11 protein-coding genes are annotated in these 15,012 nt (G+C 69.4%); 6 read left to right on the top strand and 5 right to left on the bottom strand.

Translation table 11 applies throughout. From position 1 onward, the window contains the following. The first annotated feature begins 147 nt into the window (after positions 1–147). Both KO717_RS03995 and KO717_RS04000 read left to right on the top strand, forming a co-directional pair. Entirely contained in the window at positions 148–555 is a 408-nt protein-coding gene (locus tag KO717_RS03995; protein ID WP_301364476.1) for a pyridoxamine 5'-phosphate oxidase family protein, read from the top strand. Positions 556–642: 87 nt separating this feature from the next. Beyond that, the gene (locus tag KO717_RS04000; RefSeq protein ID WP_301364477.1) at positions 643–2,361 is read left to right on the top strand and encodes a SulP family inorganic anion transporter; all 1,719 of its coding nucleotides are present in this window, start codon (positions 643–645) and stop codon (positions 2,359–2,361) included. 76 nt (positions 2,362–2,437) lie between these two features. Here KO717_RS04000 and KO717_RS04005 read toward each other — a convergent pair whose 3' ends face one another. Continuing rightward, positions 2,438–2,869 carry a hypothetical protein gene (locus KO717_RS04005; protein ID WP_301364478.1) on the bottom strand — a complete coding sequence of 144 codons (432 nt, stop codon included), beginning with the start codon at positions 2,867–2,869 and terminating at the stop codon, positions 2,438–2,440. Between the two features lie 1,234 nt (positions 2,870–4,103). On the opposite strand from KO717_RS04005, the gene KO717_RS04010 reads away from it, so the two are divergent. Then, on the top strand, positions 4,104–4,682 hold the full coding sequence (locus tag KO717_RS04010) for a hypothetical protein (RefSeq protein ID WP_301364479.1): 579 nt from the start codon (positions 4,104–4,106) through the stop codon (positions 4,680–4,682). A gap of 576 nt (positions 4,683–5,258) precedes the next feature. Here KO717_RS04010 and KO717_RS04015 read toward each other — a convergent pair. Beyond that, positions 5,259–6,143: an AraC family transcriptional regulator gene (locus KO717_RS04015; protein ID WP_301374362.1), complete on the bottom strand. Its 885-nt coding sequence runs from the start codon at positions 6,141–6,143 to the stop codon at positions 5,259–5,261. A gap of 312 nt (positions 6,144–6,455) precedes the next feature. On the opposite strand from KO717_RS04015, the gene KO717_RS04020 reads away from it, so the two are divergent. The 3 genes from KO717_RS04020 to KO717_RS04030 all read left to right on the top strand — a co-directional run bounded on the left by KO717_RS04020 (position 6,456) and on the right by KO717_RS04030 (position 9,816). Beyond that, on the top strand, positions 6,456–7,571 hold the full coding sequence (locus KO717_RS04020) for a serine hydrolase domain-containing protein (RefSeq protein ID WP_301364480.1): 1,116 nt from the start codon (positions 6,456–6,458) through the stop codon (positions 7,569–7,571). 521 nt (positions 7,572–8,092) lie between these two features. Next, positions 8,093–9,019, top strand: a complete 927-nt coding sequence (locus tag KO717_RS04025; RefSeq protein WP_301364481.1) for a radical SAM protein — start codon at positions 8,093–8,095, stop codon at positions 9,017–9,019. A gap of 14 nt (positions 9,020–9,033) precedes the next feature. Then, positions 9,034–9,816 carry a hypothetical protein gene (locus KO717_RS04030; protein ID WP_301364482.1) on the top strand — a complete coding sequence of 261 codons (783 nt, stop codon included), beginning with the start codon at positions 9,034–9,036 and terminating at the stop codon, positions 9,814–9,816. A gap of 61 nt (positions 9,817–9,877) precedes the next feature. Here KO717_RS04030 and aspS read toward each other — a convergent pair whose 3' ends face one another. The 3 genes from aspS to KO717_RS04045 all read right to left on the bottom strand — a co-directional run bounded on the left by aspS (position 9,878) and on the right by KO717_RS04045 (position 14,959). Further along, positions 9,878–11,194, bottom strand: a complete 1,317-nt coding sequence (gene aspS / locus KO717_RS04035; RefSeq protein ID WP_301364483.1) for an aspartate--tRNA(Asn) ligase — start codon at positions 11,192–11,194, stop codon at positions 9,878–9,880. Positions 11,195–13,109: 1,915 nt separating this feature from the next. Next, positions 13,110–13,688 carry an RBBP9/YdeN family alpha/beta hydrolase gene (locus KO717_RS04040; RefSeq protein ID WP_301364484.1) on the bottom strand — a complete coding sequence of 193 codons (579 nt, stop codon included), beginning with the start codon at positions 13,686–13,688 and terminating at the stop codon, positions 13,110–13,112. Further along, entirely contained in the window at positions 13,685–14,959 is a 1,275-nt protein-coding gene (locus KO717_RS04045; RefSeq protein ID WP_301364485.1) for an MFS transporter, read from the bottom strand. Before KO717_RS04045 ends, KO717_RS04040 begins: the two co-directional genes overlap by 4 nt. Positions 14,960–15,012: the final 53 nt, after the last annotated feature.

A 15,012-nucleotide genomic window follows, 5' to 3' on the forward strand; every position in this document is an offset into this window, starting at 1 on the left:
GGCATGGGAACCGGGGGTGTCCGCCTCCCTTGCCACGCCGTCCATCCGGATCGCGGCCTGCACGCTCGACGAAGGACGCCCACGATGAAAAGCCACCCGGCGGTTACGACCACCAGTGCACCTCCCGTCAGTGTGCCGGGACGGCAGATGGAAGAACTCGGGGCCGACGAGGCGCTTCAGCTGCTGGGCACCGCCGAACTGGGCCGGATCGTCTTCACCCTTCACGCACTGCCCGCCGTACGCCCGGTCAACCACGTCCTCGATGCCGGCGACATCATCGTCCGCGTCCAGGACGGATCGACATTGGCGGCGCTGCTCGCGACCCAGCAGGAGGCGGGCGTGGTCGTCGCCTACGAGGCCGACGACATCGATCCGGGTGAGCACCTGGGCTGGAGCGTGGTCGCCACCGGCTACGCCACCGCTGTCACCGACCCGGAAGAGATCGATCGGTACGTGGGCCTCCTGAAGCCCTGGGCCCCGGGCAGCGCATCGGGAGCGATCCGGATCCGACCCGACCTGGTCACCGGCTTCCGCTTGCGCGAGGGCGGCCCGTAGCGGCGCCCGTTCGCGCGCTTCACCTCCAGGCCGCCCTCCGCACGTCACGATGGTGCGGCACACACCCACAGGAGTCCCGGAGGTGCCATGGCGACGCGCGGTTGGACCGTGGCGGTCCCGCCTGCTTTCCACGGCTACCGGGCTGCCTGGCTCCGGGGGGACGTGCTGGCCGGCATCACGGTCGCCGCCTATCTCGTACCGCAGGTCATGGCCTACGCCGGCGTTGCCGGCCTGCCGCCGGTCGTCGGTCTCTGGGCCGCCCTCCCGGCCATGGTCCTCTACGCCCTCAGCGGGTCCTCCCGGCTGCTGTCCGTCGGCCCGGAATCGACCACCGCCCTCATGACCGCCGTGGCCGTGGGCCCGCTGGCGGCCGGCGACCCCGCGCGCTACGCGCTGCTCTCGGCGGCCCTGGCCGTCGTGGTCGGCGTGCTCTGCCTCGTCGCATGGGCCGTCAGGCTCGGCTTCCTCGCCGATCTCCTCTCCCGGCCGGTCCTCGTCGGCTACCTGGCCGGTGTCGCCCTGATCATGATCGTGGACCAGCTTCCCCGCCTCACCGGGACCAGTGGCAGCGGATCGGGCTTCTTCCCCCAGCTGACCTTCTTCCTCCACCACCTCGGTGACGTGCACCGGCCCACAGTCGTGCTCGCCGCCGGATGTCTCGCCCTGCTGTTCGCCCTGCCCCTGATGTGGCGACCGCTGCCCGGGCCCCTCGTCGTGCTGGCGCTCGCCACCGCCGTGGTGGCGGGCTTCGCCCTCGACGCGAACCACGGCATCAACGTCATCGGAGTGGTCCCGACCGGCCTTCCCGGCTTCGCCCTGCCCGATCCGTCGGACTACGCCGACCTGGTTCTGCCTGCCGTCGGAGTGCTCCTCGTCGGGTATTCGGACGTCGTCCTGACCGCGCGCGCCTTCGCCCGCCACGACGATCCGCATCCCTTGGCAGCCAACCGCGAGCTGCTGGCGCTCGGCGTGTCCAACATCGGCGCCGGCGTCCTGCACGGCTTTCCCGTCAGCAGCAGCGCCAGCCGCACCGCCCTCGCCGACGCCGCCGGCGCCCGGACCCAGGCGTACTCCCTCGTCGGCGCCGGCTGCGTGGCCGCCGTCCTGCTCTTCCTGGGCCCGCTGCTGGCCCACACCCCGTCCGCCGCCCTCGGCGCGATCGTCGTCTACGCCGCCGTACGCCTGATCGAGGTGAGCGAGTTCCGCAGGCTGGCATCCTTCCGCCGCCGCGAGTTCCTGCTGGCCCTCGGCTGCGGACTCGGCGTCCTCGCCCTCGGCATCCTGTACGGCGTACTTCTCGCGGTGGCGCTGTCCGTCGCCGAACTCCTCACCAGGGTCGCCCGGCCGCACGATGCGGTGGAGGGCATGGTGCCCGGGCTGGCCGGCATGCACGACATCGACGACTACCCGACCGCGCGCACCGTTCCCGGTCTCCTCATCTACCGGTACGACTCGCCGCTGTTCTTCGCCAACGCCGAGGACTTCCGCCGCCGGGCACTGGCCTCGGTCGCGGCCCAGGACGAGCCCGTGCACTGGTTCGTCCTGAACACCGAAGCCAACGTCGAGGTCGACATCACCGCCCTGGACGCTGTCGAGGCCCTGCGTGCCGAACTCGCCGAACGGGACATCACGTTCGCGCTCGCCCGGGTCAAGCAGGACCTGCGCCGCCCCCTCGACGCCTACGGGCTGACAGCGAAGATCGGCCCGAAGCGCATCTTCCCCACGCTCCCCACAGCCGTTGCCGCCTACCGGGACTGGCAACGCGCCGCGGGCAGCAGCGATCCGGCACACGAACCGGGAACCTGAGCGCTGCTGTCGAGCACCGATCGCCGGTACGCTGCGTCGCTTCGTGCGGATGGCATCGCAGATACCGGTGTTGTCGTCAGCTTCGCTGAGGCTCCACCATCATGGCCCTTCCCATGCGCTTGCCCTGTGCGTCGAAGACACCGATCCGGACCGCGTCCGTGGCACGCTGAGGCCACTGTGTGTACGCCTCTCCGATCGCCTGGTCCTGCGTGTCGGGGTCGTCCTTCTTCGGGTTCAGGTCGGTGTGGATGTAGGCGTACACCGCGTCTCCCTCCACCACGCGCTGCACCGCCTTCACGTGACTCACGACGGACCAGTCCGAGTTGTTCTCGGAGGCTGCCCATGTCTTGAAGAGTTCGCCGTCCCTGGCCTCGTCCTGGTGGTAGAACCCGTGGGGCTGGGGTGTAAGACGGTCGGGTACGGCGAGCTCTCCCTTCGGATGGTCCTCCAGTGAGCATCCGGCCAGTACAAGGAGGGATGCGGTCAGCAGCAGACGGCGTGTGATCAACGCGGGCTCCTCGGGTGCAGCATGGGGAGAGCCCCCACACCGTAGTCAGTGCGGGGGCTCGGGTAACAGTGGGGTGCTACATGGTCAGTTCGTCGACCTTGTCGCCCCAGTGCGCGCCGTACGGGTAGCGGTAGCTGTGCAGGTTCAGCCGACACCTCCGCAGGCGTCACTGCCGGCAGGCGGGGACCGACTCGCGTGCCGGCCTCAGCCCCCACCCTCAGGGCCCTTCCAACTGCTGGGCATCGACGAGTGGTGTTCCACCGGCCTGTCCGTACCCAGCGCAGCCCAGATCAGGAAGGTGCAGACACCCACTCCAAGCAGACCGGCCGGAATCAGCACAGCGAGCAGCCATTCAGGCGTGACGTCCCCCCAGACATCTTCCCGGCACCCCGAACCACCAGCATAGAAGCCCCAACTGACATCGCCTCAGAGCGAGCCGACGACGCGTCGCGGTGGGCTTCTGCAGGTTGAGATCCCCGTGGCCAAGGCCGGCCTTGCCGCCGCACTGGGGCGGACTCAGGGGTGGGTGTCCGAACTGGAGAAGGGGCGGATCGAGCTGGACCGGGCCGATCCGATCAACGCCATGGCTCGCTCCCCGGTCGACAATCACCCTGTCGCACGCGCGCGACGCTGCCGGAGATCATCCACGCGGAGCGGGCACTGGTGCGCGACGCGGTAGCGGCCCACCGAGGGGCGGACAAGGCGGCGCCACACCGTATGGGATCCCACGCCCAGCACGAGGGGATCGTCCGGGTCGCCGGCCGCGTCCACCAGGGCAGCGCCCGGAGTTCCCCGTGCCGTGAGGCCCACAAGTGGCGACGCCGGGGTTCCTCAGCACTGATGGCAGTGTCGAGGACCTCGCGGAGTCCGCCAGCGCAGCGGCCCCGAGGTCGTCACGGCTCCGAGTTCGCCGCCCGGCGTCGCCACGCCAGGACGCTCCTGCCCGCTCATCACACCGCTCGCCTCGCCATCCTCCTTCCGTGGCGCCCTCCCGCACTCTCCCGTGCGCGGGGCCCCCGACCGTGCGACCCGACGCTGCGTTGGCTCCGGCCCCCGGCCTCGGCGGGGCACCTCGGCCGGTGTACCGAACCGGCCGCGCCGGTGAGCGCGGGGCACACAGCGCCGGTCCACTGTGCGGACGGTCACCTTGACGATTCTTGACACTTAGGCCAGCCTTACCTTCGCTCGCTCCTCGCTGGTGTGAGTACACCCCGCACACGATCCATGGAGCAGCATGTCCGCCGCCGATGCCACCGCCACCCCACGAAGACCTGGACGGGAAGCAGAACTCCTCCAGCTCCCCTCGTGGTGCGGGAACGCAGCGGCATCCCTCGCCGTATGCGTCGGGTGGGCAGCCACCACATGGATCGCGCTGCACCTACGCGCCGATGTCACCCTTCACACCGCCGCACTGTTCGTGCACCTCGCGTCTCTGATCCTGGGCTTCGGCGCGGTACTCGCCATCGACTACTACGGCGCCCTGTGGCTCACCGGCCGCAAGACCCTTCGTGAGGTTCTCGACTTCACCGCTCCTCTGCACATACCCGTGTGGATCGGCCTCGGCGGCCTGCTCTTCAGCGGCGCCTTCCTCCACCCCGATCTCAGTTCACCGATGACGTGCGTCAAACTCGGCCTCGTCCTGGTCCTCTCCCTCAACGGCGTCCAGGCGTCCGCACTGCACCGCCGACTGGCCGCCGTCGACCGCGGCCCCGTCCCCCGCCCACTGATGATCCGCGGCGCCGTGACGGCATCTGTATCCCAAATTGCCTGGTGGGGCGCGGTCGCGATCGGGTTCCTGAACAGCCGGCACTGATCACCCCACCGAGGCCCCTGCAACCCCCGTCAGAAGACGCGTCGCAATGCCCGCCGGAGCTGGGAAGCATCCTCCAGAAGTTCCGCTTCGACGTCTCCCACCGCACCTGGCAGGCCTTCGCGGAACACGCCGCCAAGAAGCCGCCCTGTCTCACCCGCTCCTACACCGGCCTGATCTTCGGCCAAGGCCCGCGCGGCCGGACACGGCCGCGATCACTGAGGAGCGGGTGACGGAGGCCCTCGGGGAAGCCTTCCCCGAGGACGCCGGTACGCGGATCAGCCCCCGATCAACACGTCCCACCGGGAAATCGACAGCCTGGGCAGCGGAAAGCGATGAAGCCATCGGAGGGACTCCACAAGAGGAAGAGTGCTCGAGCCTCCCACTGCGGCCAGGATCCGAGCTGGCTTCTGGGGTCACTGGAGGTGGAAAAGCTACCAGCCGCGTCACCCGCGAGGTGCTGGCACGGCTGTGCGGAGTCGGCGATGAGCCTCTCGGGCGCGCGCTGCCGTCCTGATCAACGAGGACGACGAACTCGGCGTCACCTTCTGTGCGGAGGGTGACTTCAGGTGACGGAGTTCACGCCCCGGCGCTCCCGCTGCTGCCCCGCTCGACAGGGATCCACAGTTGGGAGTCGGTCTCCGCGCCGATCTCCACCGGCTGCGTTCGCAGGAGCTCCGGACCTGGCCTGCTCGCGTACGGGTTCGAGGGGAACCACTGCGTGAACACATCGCGCCACAGCTCCTGGAGGGCGCTCGGAAAGGGCCCGTGGTTGTCGAAGACCGCCCAGGTCCCGGCTGGCACGTCGAGGGCGTCGAGCTCCTCGGCGGCCGCCTCGGGACCGGTCACCACGCCGATCCAGTAGTCCACCTCGGCGCCCTCCTCCCGGCTGTCGGTCAGGTGCACCACCGCCGACAGGACCCCCTCCGGCTCCCGGTGGACCAGCTCTTTCATCCGTACGATCGTCTGCTCGTCCAGGCTCTCCATGTGGGCCGCGGCGGCCGCGTTGAACCCTTCGTGCACGAGGGGGACCCGGGCCTTCCTGCCGACGACACGAAACGACTCCTTCTCCACGATCCGGTATCGCATGGCCGTACCTCCTTCGACGACGACACGGAAGGACATGCGCGGCTGTGCCGTGAGCACTGCGCCCGTGCGCCGGGCTTCGCCCGGTCCGATGCCGTGCACCGATCGGAACGCCCGGGCGAACGCCTCGCCCGAGCCGTACCCGTACCGCACCGCGACGTCGAGCAGCGTCAGTTCCCCGGCCAGCACCTCGGCTCCGGCGAGCGTCATCCGCCGGCGCCGCACATAGACCGGGAGCGGCATCCCTGCGAGCGCGGAGAACAGCCGCCGGAAGTGGTACTCCGACACCGCGGCGGTCCTGGCCACCTCAGCCATGTCGACCTCCCGGTCGAGGCAGGCCTCCAGGTGGTCCAGTGCCCGATTCAGCCGCTCCAGCACGTGCATCCGTCCTTCTTGCTTGTGTCGCCGCTGCAGGAACGCCCGCCCTGCCGACCAGCCCCAGCCGCATCGGCCGGCACCCGAGCCCAAGCCGGAGTCGCTCGCCGTGTGTGGAGCCTCGGCGGTCATCGGCGCTACGGTCTCGGGCGCCGTCCCGGCTGTCGGCCGGCCGCGGGTGGAGACGGGCGTCGTCGACCGCGCGGCCGTCAGGCCGTCGTGATGGCGTTGAGAGAATTCGATCGCGCCCCGCCCGACAAAACCAGTGCGGGAATTGTCAGGCAGGAAGCCCTGGCGCTACCTAAGGCTAAGCCCATGACTGATATTGAGGGAGTATGCGAGCCGCGGTTTGCCGCAGTCCGTGAGGCACTTGCAGCTTTGCTCGGCAAGGACGATGTGGGTGCCTCGGCGGCCGTCTACGTCGACGGCGAGCCGGTGGTCGACATCTGGGGAGGGTACGCCGATGCGGACCGTTCCGTCAGCTGGGAACGCGACACCCTCACCGGCGTGTACTCGACGACCAAGAACATGATCGCCCTGTGTGCGCTGATCCTGGCCGACCGGGGCCAGCTCGATCTGTCCGCGCCGGTCGCTGCCTATTGGCCCGAGTTCGCCGTGGCCGGCAAGGAGAGCGTGCTGGTACGGCACGCTCTGTCGCACACCGCGGGACTGCCGGACCTGGCTGGGCTGACGGCAGTCGAGGCACTCTACGACTGGGAGAACGTGACGGCAGGACTGGCCGCGCAGGCGCTCGAATGGGAGCCGGGAACGGCCGCCGGCTATCACGCGCTCACTTTCGGGTTCCTTGTCGGTGAGATCGTCCGCCGCATCACCGGCCGCGGTCTCGGCGAGTTCTTCGCCGAAGAGGTGGCCAAGCCCTTGGGCGCGGACTTCCACATGGGGCTCTCCGCGGAGCATGACCACCGCGTCGCACCGCTCATCCCGCCGCCGTCAATGACCGACGAGTACGCCTCCAGCGCACCGACCGGACCGGACGGCGCACGCCGGGAGTACACCGGTGCCGCGATTCGGGTCAGGGACGTCAACTCCGTGACCTGGCGTCGCGCGCTGATCCCTGCGGTGAACGGGTTCGGCAACGCTCGGTCCGTCGCCCTCGCCCAGTCGGTACTGACAAACAGAGGATCGGCCGGCGGCGTGCGACTGCTGTCCCCCCAGGGCTGTGAGCCCGCGTGGCAGGAGGTGTTCCACGGCGACGACCGCGTCCTGCGGACGCCGATGTCTTGGACCGTGGGCTTCGGCAAGTTCGGCAACACCTTCGGCTGGGGCGGCTGGGGCGGCTCGCTGGTCATGAGCGATCCCCACTCACGCATGACGGTGGCCTATGTCATGAACCAGATGATCGACCGGGACCGGCAGGAGGACAACCGCGGAATGGAGATCATCATGGCCGCCTATGGCGGACTGCTCTGAGGGCGCAAAGACAGTCCGTGCCTGCAGGCTGCCTTCTCCCTCGCGGTTTCCAGGTGAGCGGGACCTGCCGATGCCCGCGCCGCGACCGACTCCACCCCGACCAGCCCGCCGCATTCACCGAATTGGACTCGTCGGCGTGCCTCGCTCCGCCGTGCGCGGTGGAGCAGGCAGGCCGGGGGTGCGGGTGAGAGCGACAGTGACCTGGTGGCGTGTGGTAGTCGCCGGCCGCGCGCGGGCGTAGGCGAGCGCGCGCAGGGTTGGGGTGCAGGAGGAACAGGCCGAGCAGACCGGTGGGCAGCCGCCACCACACCCGTGGCAGCGGCTCTTCGTCCACAACGGGAAGGGCTTCCTGCGGACCCTGGCCGCGGAGTTCGTGGGGTTGGGGAGCTGTCGCGCGACAACGCGTTGGGCTGGACCATCACCATGGGAGGCGCTCCGGTCTGGCACGCCGCCAGGGGATCCCGATACGTCGAACGGGAAACTCCCTGCCACGTGGGACCAGACTTGGCACCATCACGAGCATGACGCCGCACCCCCTGCTTGACGTCGCGCACGTGACCGCATTCGATGCCTACCTTGCGGACATCGGAACGATCTTTCGTACCTTCGCCGACCAGGACTCCGGATGCGTTTCGTACGGAGTCCTGATCGATGGACAGAAATGGTTCACGAAGAGCGCCTCGACACCCGCAGCAGTGTCCTCGCTACGCCGAGCCGTCACGGGCGTGTGCCTGACCGGTGGTGAGCCGACCCATCACCCGGACCTCAGGCAGTTCGTACGCCTGGCCCTCCAGTTCGGCATGACGGTGTCCATGGTGACCTCGGCCCGCTCGGAGGCTGAGGTCACCGCCCTCGTGGAGGTCGGTCACCTACTGACCAACGTGACCGTCTCGGCGGACTCGCAGGGCGCGATGAAGCTCGGCCGCACCACCCGGAGCGCGGCCTCGGCCGTCGCGACTCTGGGTGCCGTGGACACCCCGTCGAAGGTCCTGCACCTGACCTACTGGGATGTGGACGACGAGGAAGTCGCCGAGCTCGCCGGCCTCGTGGCGGGTACAGGGATCGACGTCCAGCTGAGCCCGGTTCTCCTCTCGGAAGACGCCCTCAGCCGGGACAACCGATCGGTCCAGGATTCCCTGAGGCAGCGGGCGCGCGATACGGCGGCACTCGGTCAGCGCTTCCTCCTGTCCAACGGATACCGGTCCTACCTCGACGATCTTCGGCGGATGCAGCTGTCCGAGGAGGAGAGCCACCCGTGCCGGTCGGCAACCCTCTACATGTCCGCCAAGGGTGAGGTGCGGCGCTGCCCCTATGGCGCATCCGAGATCAGTGTTCATGCCCCACGTACTGAGATCAGAGCTTTCCTCGACGCGCAGGCCACGGACCGCGTCGTCCCCGACTGCGCCGCCATCTGCCGCCCCGCGTCCCGCGACTGCGCGGCGGCCTGACCTTGGAGGTCCACGTGCAACCGTCGGTCTCCGTCACCGATCCCGACGACTTCGACAGCCGCTGGAGGCAACCGCCGAACTTCCGTATGCAGGTCCCGTTCGACTATCAGTTCCTGCCTGCGATCGACATTCTCGACCACGTCCGCCGGGACGAGGAAGTGCGGTTCACGGTCCTCGGTGAGGACGACTGGGCGGTGCGCATGGAGCGCACCGCCGCGTTTCGGACGGCCCCGGTCGAGGAGATCGCCACGTGGCCGTTCCGCCTGGTGCACTTCAACCTCGCCCGGTTCTACGGCGAGATCCTGGCCGGCTTCCAGGACGAGGTCATGGTGCCTTGGCGCACCTATCTGTCGTCGCAGGGATTCACGTGGCAGCGGTGCGCACCGATCCTGTTCCTGTCCACCGAGGGCGCAGCCTCGACCTACCACAACGACAACTCGCACGGTCTGGTGTGGCAGGTCCAAGGGGTCAAGACCTTCCACAGTTACCACAACCCCGACAAGCACCTGTCCCCCGCTGCCGCGGTCCTCGGTGAGACCACAGCCGAGGTTCCCCCGCCGCATAGCGAGGCGGACCGGCAGTCGGTGACGATGCAGCCGGGCGACCAGCTGTGGAGCCACGCCCTGACCGCGCACTGGGTCACCACTGAATCGCCGCTCGCGCTCAGCGTCACCCTCTCCCACGGCGGCCTGTGTCGCCGTGGCCGCTACGCCGACCGCGAGCTGGCCCTGCGCGAGCACTGGGACAAGAACCCCGCCGAGGCGTGGACCCTCGACCTGGGCCACACCCGGTACTGAGCGAGCCCCAGCTGCCCCACCGCCAGACAGGCGGTGGGGCAGCGGTGCGTGTACCCCTGGCTCAGGGGGTGAGGCGGTTCGGTCCCCGGAACAGGAACGCGGCCTCGCGGATCGAGTCCAGGCCGAGCAGGACCATCAGGATCCGGCCCAGGCCGGCGCCGAGGCCGCCGTGGGGCGGGCACCCGAACCGGAAGATGTTCATGTAGTCCTGCATCGGCTCGGTGTTCATGCTCTTCTCCTCGGCCTGCTTGAGCAGCACGTCGGAGCGGTGCTCACGCTGGGCCCCGGTGGTGATCTCCAGGCCCTTCCAGAGCAGGTCGAAGCTGAGCGTCAGGTCCGGCCGGTCCGCCGGACGCATGTGGTAGAAGGGCCGGATGCTGGCCGGGTAGTGCGTGATGAACACGAACTCGTGACCCGTGAGCCCCTTCATGTGGGCGGCGATGGCACGCTCACCCTCCGGGTCCAGGTCCTCCTTGACCCCCTCCGGGTCCCACCCGCCGGCCCGCAGGATCTCCTGTGCCTCGGCCATCGTGATCCGGGGGAACGGGGCCTCCGGCACGACGACCTCGATCCCGAAGACCTCCCGGATCGCCTCACCGTGTACCTCGGCGACCTTCGCGATGGCGTGGGCGAGCATCCGCTCCTCGAACGCCATCACGTCCTCGACGTCGTCGATCCACGACAGCTCGACGTCCACGCCGGTGAACTCGGTCGCGTGCCGGGAGGTGAACGACGGCTCGGCCCGGAAGACGGGGCCGATCTCGAAGACCCGGTCGATGCCGGCGGCCACGGCCATCTGCTTGTAGAACTGCGGCGACTGCGCGAGGTAGGCCGACCGGTCGAAGTACCCGAGCTTGAACACCTCCGCGCCGGACTCCGAGGCGGTGCCCATCAGCTTCGGCGTGTGCATCTCCGTGCAGCCGTTCTCCATGGCGTACTCGCGCAGCCCCTGCTCCAGGGTCGTCTGCGCAGCGAACACCATCTGCGCGGTGGCCCGCTTACGCACGTCCAGGAACCGCCAGTCGAGCCGGTGCTCGGGGCCGGTGTGCTCGTCGATCGGCAGGGGCGTCTCCGCCCGGTTCAACACCTCGACCGTCTCGGGGACGAGCTCCAGGCCGCCCAGCTTGACCTGCGCCGCGTCCACGACACGGCCGGTGATCCGGACGGCGGACTCGGGGGTAAGCGATTCGAGGACGGCTTCGAGCGGGCCGCCGTCGCGCTTGTGGGTCACCTGGACCATGCCGGAGTGGTCCCGCAGGATGACGAACTGCATCTTGCGCTGCAGCCGGAGCGCGTTCACCCAGCCGGAGACGGTGACGGTCTGGTCGAGGTGTGCGCGTAGGTCAGAAGCCAGTACGCGGCTAGTCGTGTGGATCATCGCAGCCCTCCAGGGGCGTCGTCATGATCCCTTGGAAGCGTGGGCGAGAAGGGTACTCGCGGTGCCACCACGCCTTTGCCACCGCCATCCAGCGGCGGCCTCATTCAGCCCGATGACGGGGGCGAACCGGCGGGGCATTGGACCCGAGGGCCTTTCCTCCCCGCGCTCGGGAGGGTCTTCACCATGGGACACGAGTCCGCCTTCACAGCTACCGGCGGCTCTCTCTGCTCGTGTGATCCGTGGCTACTTGTCTCCGTCAACACATTGAGATGAGGGTACGGATACGTTCAGGTTCGGTGCAATGGAAATGATCGAGACACGATTCCGGAATCGCGCACAGCAAAGGTCTTCGCGCATCCATTCAGGACAACCTTCGCTGCGAGCACGCTCAAGGCGTGCGCCGGGTTTGACAGCGCCCCGTGGAGAGGCCGGAGGTAGCGCCAATCACGTGCGCCGGACGGTCCATCGTCAAGCACCGCGCGAACCACGTAATCGCCGGCTACCTAGAGGCAGTCTGGCGGCACTGGCCAGGGGCCCTGGAGGACGGCGCAGCACAGGCATCTCGCACGGGTTCACGAGCCGGGGCCTGGGCGGTTTTCGGTCAACATTGTGCGGACGCAGTGAGACACAGCCGGACTCAGGCGGACGCCGTCGAACGCAGACGGACGGGTCCTGCGGGGCTGCGCCTGGCTGGTCTGCATCCGGCTCTCGCTTCGACCGGAGCGAGCTGCGCAACACTTCACCTCAGTCCGAGCATTCAGAGGAGAAAGGCCGTGGGGGACGCCCACGAGCAGCCCATCGCCGAGGAACTGACCGCGCGCGGATGGGGGGTCAACCCGTGGGGGCAGGGAGTCCTCACCCAGCCTGTTCAAGCCGCACTCCGAAAGGCCGACAGCTCCCTCCGCTGGACTCCCGACCTCCTTATCGACTGCAAGAGCAGCATGACCAGTCGGGCGACGCACCGCCAGGCCGTCGAAAGCGCCGCGGTCCGCGCACACCTCCAGCTCGTCGCCTGGGCCGAGCTGCCCCGCTACTACGTGTTCGACAACCTCGAGGGTCCTCCCCCGTACGACGCCCTCGGAGCGGGACGGACCGGCCCCTGCTCGGTCGCAGGTTCAGGGGCGTCGTATCTGCTCGTGCCTACCACGCACTGCCGCCCCTTCGATTCCGCGTTCGGCCCGCGAAGGCGACCGTCCATCGCAAGCGACGCAGCCTGAGTCCCGCGCCGCGCAGCGTCGCCGCCGAGAGTCGCGTGGTTCGTCAGGTCCGTCGGTGTACCGCGAATCGAGCGTCTGCGGCTCTATCCGAGCCTGCGGGCATGCTGGACGAGGTCGAGGACCTTTGCCACCGCGTGGCGATCCTGCGCGAGGGCAGGCTGGTCGAGATCGAGGCCCTGGCGGACCTGCGCCGGCTCAGCAGCACGGTCTTCGAGGCCGTCCTGGGCGGCCCGGTGCCCGACCTGGCCGGGCCGGCGGGCGTGACCGCGGTTTCCTTGCCCCGTAGCGGTGCGCGTCCGCCGCGACGAGGGTCTTGGGCCGGTCCTGGCCGAGCCTGGCGAGCGCGCCGGGTGTGCCGAATTCCGGCGAACAGGCCTTCCCTGCGGCGACGATGGCGGTGGTGGCCGGCAGGACCACCACCGCCTGAGTGCTGTCGGTCAGGTATCCGGCGACACAGTCACCGGATACCGCCCCATCCGTCGCAATGCCGCCGCGACGTCGTGCCTCCCTCCGCCACGGCGACCGGCGCGGGACGCGCGTCCGTTGACTGGGCGAAGCACCGCTCGGCGAGGTTCGGCCGCCGGGGAACCAGCAGGCGCGCGGCATCGATGCGTCCCCCGGAACCGCGTCGTAGGCGGTGACGGCGTCGAGCCCGTAGTACTCCGTACAGATCTGCTCGGCGGCTCGGGCTGTAGGCATCAGCCCTGTTCGAGGGCCTCGATGAGTTCCTCGGCCCGGGGCCACGGACCGTGCCCGGAGGTGGGGTTGAGGTGTCCGACGGGGCCGATTTCCACCAGGCGGCTCTCCCAGTCCCGGGCGAGTCCGGTGACGCGCTCCAGGGATCCGAGCGGATCGTTCGAACTGGCCGCGACGATGCTGGGGAAGGGCAGCGGCCTCCGCGGCACCGGTGTCCAGCCGTACGTCGCCAGCTCGTCGGGAGTGGGGTAGCCGTCCGGCAGCGGTGTCTCGAAATCAGGGGGCGTGGCCAGCAGTGCGCCCCGGACGTCCGCGCCGTGCCACCGGGCCCACTGCACCGTGGTCATGACGCCCGCGCTGTGGGCGACGATGACGACCGGTCCGGTGATCTGCGCCATCACATCGGCCATGTTGGAGACGTGGGCGACGCGGCCGAGCCGGTCGCGCCCGAGCGGTGGAACGATGTGGACGGTGCGACCCGCATCGCCGAGCCGCTCGGCCAGAACGGTCTGCCAGTGGTCCTCGCCGTGTTCCCGCATTCCGGGAACGATCACGATGGCCGGCTCCGCGTTACGTGTCATGAAGCGGGCTCCGGTTCCTTGGCATCCATCGTCTCGGCAGGTGCGGTGGGGACGGTGAGGCGACGGAGATCGTGCTCGTACCGGCGTCGGCCGATCAGGAAGGCCGCGGTGGCCGCGACCGCCACGAGCGGGACCAGCCGGAGCGCGCCGAGCAGACCGAACCGGTCCGCGAGCATCCCGGTGACCGCGGGGCCGGGGGCCAGCCCGAGCAGGCTCTGGGCCAGCGTGAGCGTGGCGAAGGCCGTCGCGGCGATGGCGGCGGGCGTCAGGTTCGCCACCATGGCGGCCCCCGGCCCCGCCGTTCCGGCGCACAGCAGGGATCCCATCGCCAGTACCAGCAGTTGCACCGGGCCGGCCGGCAGACGGAACGCGGTCGTCAGCAGCACGAGGGAGCCCACGCTGCAGCCGATGGCGACGGCCCACTTGCGGATCGGTGTGCGGCGGCTGACCCGGTCCGAGACGACGCCGCCGACGATCATGCCGATCCCGATCACCAGGGCGAAGAGGCCCGCGGTCGCACCGGCCTTCGCGGTCGGCATGTCGTAGTAGCGGTTGAAGTAGCTGGGCAGCCAGGCGATGAGCGCGCCCGCGATGAACAGTTGCAGGCCGCTGCCGACGTAGGCGCTGATCACCGAGACGGAGGAGAACAGCTTCGGGAGCAGTGCTCGAAGCCGGCGCCTCTCCGCATCCGCCTTGCCCGGGGCCGGGTCCGGGCCCGGTCCGGGAGCCAGCCGCTTCTCGGTGACCACGATCGCGTAGATGCCGGCGAGCACCAGGCCGAGGACGCCCATCACGCCGAACGCCCAGCGCCAGCCGTACGCCTGGGCCACGGCACCACCGATGGATATGCCCAGGACCGAGCCGAAGGCCCCGCCGGCGATGAAGGCCCCGGAGAGCGTCGCCCGCAGGGCGCGCGGGAAGACGCTGAGGACTACGGCGATGCCGACACTGCCGTACGCGGCCTCACCGACGCCGACCAGCAGCCGACCCGTGAACATCTGGCCGTAGCTCGCCGCCACCGCGCACCCGAGGGTCGCCAGGCTCCACATCGTCGCAGCCAGGACCAGGGACTTCACCCTGCCCCATCGGTCGGCCAGCAGCGAGAGGGGGAAGGTGAGCAGACCGACCATCAGCGCCACGATGCCGCTGAGCGAGCCCAGCCGGGCGTCCGAGAGCATCCAGTCGGCCTTCAGCATCGGAAAAACGGCGTTGAGTACCTGCCGGGACATGTAGTCCGAGAGCAGGAGTCCGAAACTCAGTGCAAAGACCACCCAAGCGTACCGCCGGGACACGGGCCACCCGGAGGAGCCGGTTCTTCCGGGAG

Source organism: Streptomyces xanthophaeus, from assembly GCF_030440515.1.
GTDB classification, from domain to species: Bacteria; Actinomycetota; Actinomycetes; order Streptomycetales; family Streptomycetaceae; genus Streptomyces; species Streptomyces kutzneri.

Bases quoted from the DNA above. Each gene is read 5' to 3' on its own strand.
- KO717_RS03995 (WP_301364476.1), top strand. From the start codon at position 148: ATGGAAGAACTCGGGGCCGACGAGGCGCTTCAGCTGCTGGGCACCGCC.
- KO717_RS04000 (WP_301364477.1), top strand. From the start codon at position 643: ATGGCGACGCGCGGTTGGACCGTGGCGGTCCCGCCTGCTTTCCACGGC.
- KO717_RS04010 (WP_301364479.1), top strand. From the start codon at position 4,104: ATGTCCGCCGCCGATGCCACCGCCACCCCACGAAGACCTGGACGGGAA.
- KO717_RS04020 (WP_301364480.1), top strand. From the start codon at position 6,456: ATGACTGATATTGAGGGAGTATGCGAGCCGCGGTTTGCCGCAGTCCGT.
- KO717_RS04025 (WP_301364481.1), top strand. From the start codon at position 8,093: ATGACGCCGCACCCCCTGCTTGACGTCGCGCACGTGACCGCATTCGAT.
- aspS (WP_301364483.1), bottom strand. From the start codon at position 11,194: ATGATCCACACGACTAGCCGCGTACTGGCTTCTGACCTACGCGCACAC.
- KO717_RS04040 (WP_301364484.1), bottom strand. From the start codon at position 13,688: ATGACACGTAACGCGGAGCCGGCCATCGTGATCGTTCCCGGAATGCGG.